This window comes from Arthrobacter sp. H5 (assembly GCF_000520595.1).
In the GTDB taxonomy this organism is placed as follows: domain Bacteria; phylum Actinomycetota; class Actinomycetes; order Actinomycetales; family Micrococcaceae; genus Arthrobacter_D.
Genome location: NZ_KI915011.1, coordinates 110,328 through 114,961 on the forward strand (window position 1 = coordinate 110,328; position 4,634 = coordinate 114,961).

A 4,634-nucleotide genomic window follows, 5' to 3' on the forward strand; every position below is an offset into this window, starting at 1 on the left:
GTCTTTGAACCGTCGGGACGAGGATAGGGAGGTGGCGGCCGTCGTGACGAGCCGCGAGGCGACGATGCACAGCAGCACAGCCAGCACACCGCAAATGGCGGCGGCGAGGGCAGCCGCCGGATAGCGGATCCAGGCACCCGCCTGCGCGAGCGCCGCGATCAAGGTCACCAGGCCCGGGATGCCGATGAGTCCGCTGATGGTCAGGCCGGCAAGCAATTGCGGCATCGGTACGGCGAACGTGACAAAGCGGGCGGGATCGAGTGTCATGTCCACGCTGGATGCAACCAGGGGAACAACGATCCACCCGATCACCGCCGCTGAGCCGCCGATCACCAGGACGGTCCGGATCAGGCTGGTATCTGCCGATCCGAGCGCAAACAGGCCGAAAACCAGGAGTACAAGCAACCCCAGCCCGTACAGTCCGCCAAGAATGACACCAATGAGCTGGCCGACGCTGCGTCGGAGGGAATTCCGCAGCAGGGTCAGCTTCAGCCTTACGAGGTGCGCAACCACGACAACCCTTCCGAGGTATTTCTTCCACCGACCAGTTCCACAAACCGGTCTTCCAGGCTTGCTCCGTCCCGCACCTCGTCCACGGTTCCGGCGGCGAGGACCCGGCCGGCGGCGATCACCGCCACGTGATCGCACATGCGCTGCACCAGATCCATCACGTGGCTGGAGACAATCACCGTACCGCCGGACTTGACGTACGTTGCCAGGATGTCCCGGATATTCGCAGCCGACACCGGGTCAACGGACTCAAACGGCTCATCGAGCACCAGCAGGCTCGGCGCGTGGATCAGGGCCGATGCCAGCGCAATCTTCTTGGTCATACCGGCCGAGTAGTCCACCACGAGGGTTCCGGCGTCGTTGGTCAGATCCAGCGCCTGAAGCAGGTCGGTAACCCGCTGTGCCACCTGTTCACGCTCCATGCCGCGCAGCAGACCTGCATAGGTCACCAGTTGCTCCCCCGTCAACCGGTCAAACAACCGGACTCCGTCCGGAAGGATGCCCATGAGTTTCTTCGCTTCGAGCGTGCGCGCCCAAACATCCACGCCGTGCACCCACACCTGTCCGTGCTCGGGACGGAGGAGTCCCGTGGCCATGGACAGCGTGGTGGTCTTGCCTGCACCGTTGGGCCCAACCAGACCGTAGAAGGAACCGGACGGCACATCGAGGTCAATGCCGTTGACCGCAATCTTCTCGCTAAATCTCTTCGCCAGGCCCCGGATCACCAACGCGGGGGTTCCGTGGTCGGGCGCAGCGCCGGGCGCAGCGGCTTCCGAGGGCAAAGGTAGTGAAGTCATTTCACCACGCTAGCAACGCCGGTTCCCCGGATGCCTCATCCAAAAGGACTAAAAACCACCGGCGCGCTCGTATTGAGGAGCCCAAGGAAGCTCCAGGCCCAGTTCAGCGGCGGCCCGCTGCCACCAGTGGGGGTCCCGCAGCGCCGCGCGGGCGATCAGCACCGCATCCGCGCTGCCGCTCCGGATCACATGGTCGGCATGCCCTGCGTCATTGATGAGACCCACAGCTCCGGTGGGAACACCGCCTCCGCTGCGCACCTCGGCAGCAAGATGAACCTGGTACCCCTGTTCCGCCGGTATCGCCGCGTTGGGAATGGCACCGCCGGATGAAACGTCCACCAGGTCAACTCCGCGGGCCGCGGCCTGGGCGGCAAGCCGTGCGGAACTGTGCCCGTCCAATCCGCCGTCGCTCCAGTCCGAAGCGGAAATTCTCAGCAGCAGCGGCATCGAGTCGGGGATGATGCCGCGCACCGCGTCGATGACTTCAAGCGTGAGCCTGCGGCCGCCCTCCTCATCGCCTCCCCACCGGTCCGTCCGGTTGTTGACCAGTGGACTCTGGAACTGATGCAGCAGGTACCTATGAGCAGCATGGATCTCGATGGTGTCGAAGCCTGCCTCAAGGGCAAGACCCGCGGAGCGCCTGAAGTCCTCGATCACCGACAGGATGTCCGGCTCGGTCATCGGCCGCGGCTGGGCGTAGCTGCCAAAGGCCTCGTCCGTAGGTCCGACGGTCTGCCAACCACCATCCTGGAACGGAACGGAACCACGTTTTCCGCTGAACGGCCAGTAGCAGGAGGCTTTCCTGCCCGCGTGCGCCAGCTGCACGCCAATCTTGGTGTCCACCGCTCCATGCGAATGCACAAAGTCGGTGATCCGGCGCCAGGTCCGGGCTTGTTCCGTAGTGTACAAACCGGTGTCCCGCGGGCTGATCATGCCTTGGCGACTCACGGCGGTGGCCTCGGTGACAATCAACGCCGCTCCGCCTGCCGCGAACTGCCCCAGATGCATCAGGTGCCAATCCGTGGGTACGCCGGGCGTGTGGCCATCATCAGCCGAGTACTGACACATCGCCGCCACCCATCCGCGGTGGCTCACCTCGAGACCCCGCAGCGTGATCGGGTCAAACAACCCCGGTGCGGTAACCACTAAAACAGCGCCCGCGCCAGTGCGCTGCGGGCCTTCGAAACACGCGGATCACTCGTTCCGACGACGTCAAACAGGTCGATGAGCCGCACACGGGCGGTTTCGCGGTCCTCGCCAGCCGTGCGTCCAATGAACGCCGTTATCCTTGCGAAGGCGTCCTCCACATGTCCACCCGCAATGTCCAGGTCCGCGACGGCAAGCTGGGCGTCCACAGAGTCCGGGTTCTCAGCAGCGTGGTTCCGAACATTGGCAGCGTCCTGGCCCTCAACGCGCTGCATCAACTCCACCTGAGCCAGGCCCGCTTTCGCATCGGCGTCGGCTGGCTTCTCCGCCAGTGCCTTGCGGTAGGCGGCAGCAGCGGCTGCATAGTCGCCGGCTTCGATGGCGTCGAATGCCTCCTGGTGCAACGGTGGCAGGGGTACCTCGGCCGGCTCTGCATTCTCGCCGGCTGCCTGTCCGCCGGCGTCGTCGTTCAGCGAGCCTGTTACCCCGTTGGCCTCGGCGACCTTCATCAGCTCTTCAACGTAGGTTCTAATCTGCGCTTCGGCGGTCGGGCCCTCGAACAGCGGCACAGGCTGTCCCTTGAGAATGGCAACCACCGTGGGAACACCCTGGGCCTGGAAAGCCTGCGCAATCTGTGGCTGCGCATCGAAGTCAACCCTGGCCAGCAGGACGCGTCCACCGTATTCAACCGCCAACGTCTCCAAGACAGCGAGCACCTGCGCCGATTGCTCGCTCCAGGAGGCTCCCAGCGCAACAACCACGGGCACCTGGGCGGAGAGTTGCACCAGCTGAGGAAACACCTGCTCGGTTACATCGACAATGTAGGCGCTGCCTTGCGCGTTGGCCGGACCGCCATCCGCTGGCATCTGCCCGCCCCCCTGGATCGGAGGCTGCGGTGCCTGCGCCCGTGCCTTCAGTGCCGAGAGGTCCACCGCACCGCGAAGGTTCATGGAAGATGGCGCAAAGGCGCCGCTGTTGCTGGGAGTAGTCATGGTTTCACCTTATTACTCGAATGTCGCTTTTGAACCAGGATCGGTGTCAGGCTAGCGCAGGTCTGCCGACAGAAGCTGCTGCGTTGCGCCGATCACCGTGAGTTTCTGCCCGCTGTCCGCCGGCGGCACGTACATCATCACGGCTTCGCCGTACCGGACATCGATGCCCTCCTCGGTGGAGTCCTCCCCCGTCAGGGTTTCATAGACGGTTCCCTCCAGCGTGATGGAGTCGCCGGCTCCTTCGGGAATGCTGGAATAGGTGTGGTCCAGATAGCCAAAGACCATCGCCCCGCCGTCGCCGGTGGATATGGCGTGGGTGTTTTCCGGCACCGCGTTGTGCGCGAAGGTGATCTCGGCGGACTCGTTGTCCGGATCCGCAACCACGTCCGACTGGAAGGACGTGATGGCGTCGGCAAACGAGTTGGGTTCAAATGTTTCCTGGTTGTCGCCGTCCGGCGTGGTGAGGAAGTCAGCGATCGACTCGATGGCCGCCTGCGGCGAAGCCGTCAGATCGCCAGCCTCATCCAGGGGAACGTTCTCCAGGCCCTCGGGTGAACCGGTGGTGGGGAACGTTGTGCCCGGAAGCATCTGGATGGCCGAACTCAGTTTGTAGTTTGACCGCGGGTCGGCCTGGAGCAGGACCAAGGCATGGGGCACCGGGTTTCCCTCTCCCTGCGTCAAAGCGACAACGGTCCGGGGCCACTCGCTACCGGTTGGCACCATGGAAGTCAAGACCGGGCCCGCCGCAACGGGCGTGGGCGCCGCGACATCGCCGGCCTGCGACCGGACGGAGTAATTGGCGCTGCGGAGGGCCAACGCGGCCTCCGTCACCCGAGGCTCGAGCAATGTGGCGTCCGCCGCGGCATCAGCCTCGGCCACGGTTGTGCCGACCGAGTCGAGGATACGGTTCAGCTGACTTTCCAGCACCACGGGAAAGGATTCCCCGTCCTCGGCTGGTACGGCTGGTGCGGAAGTTGCCCCGGAAGGTGCGGCGGCGTCAGACGACGACGGCGCCGGCTCGCTTGTTGCCGCGTGCGCGCCCCCAACGGCTGTACTTCCGAGCGCAACTGCGAGGACCGTGGCCAGTGACGCCTTGAGCGGCGCGGGCAGGGCGGAAAATCCCCGCCGCCCTTCGCGACGCCGACTCTCCTGCCGTGCATAGGCCCGTGATCCCACGGCAGCGGGCCGC

At 65.0% G+C, this 4,634-nt stretch carries 3 protein-coding genes and 2 pseudogenes; all 5 read right to left on the bottom strand.

The features are described from left to right. A pseudogene (locus Y708_RS29960) lies at positions 1-513 on the bottom strand (transporter); the annotation flags it as partial. Continuing rightward, entirely contained in the window at positions 495-1,307 is an 813-nt protein-coding gene (locus Y708_RS0116380) for an ABC transporter ATP-binding protein (RefSeq protein WP_028280758.1), read from the bottom strand. The pseudogene Y708_RS29960 and the gene Y708_RS0116380, both read right to left, overlap by 19 nt. A 48-nt stretch (positions 1,308-1,355) precedes the next feature. Continuing rightward, entirely contained in the window at positions 1,356-2,453 is a 1,098-nt protein-coding gene (locus Y708_RS0116385) for an NADH:flavin oxidoreductase/NADH oxidase (RefSeq protein ID WP_028280759.1), read from the bottom strand. Beyond that, on the bottom strand, positions 2,453-3,445 hold the full coding sequence (locus Y708_RS0116390; RefSeq protein WP_028280760.1) for a tetratricopeptide repeat protein: 993 nt from the start codon (positions 3,443-3,445) through the stop codon (positions 2,453-2,455). Before Y708_RS0116390 ends, Y708_RS0116385 begins: the two co-directional genes overlap by 1 nt. Before the next feature lie 51 nt (positions 3,446-3,496). Beyond that, positions 3,497-4,634: pseudogene (locus tag Y708_RS29965) on the bottom strand (hypothetical protein); the annotation flags it as partial.

Bases quoted from the DNA above. Each gene is read 5' to 3' on its own strand.
- Y708_RS0116380 (WP_028280758.1), bottom strand. From the start codon at position 1,307: ATGACTTCACTACCTTTGCCCTCGGAAGCCGCTGCGCCCGGCGCTGCG.
- Y708_RS0116390 (WP_028280760.1), bottom strand. From the start codon at position 3,445: ATGACTACTCCCAGCAACAGCGGCGCCTTTGCGCCATCTTCCATGAAC.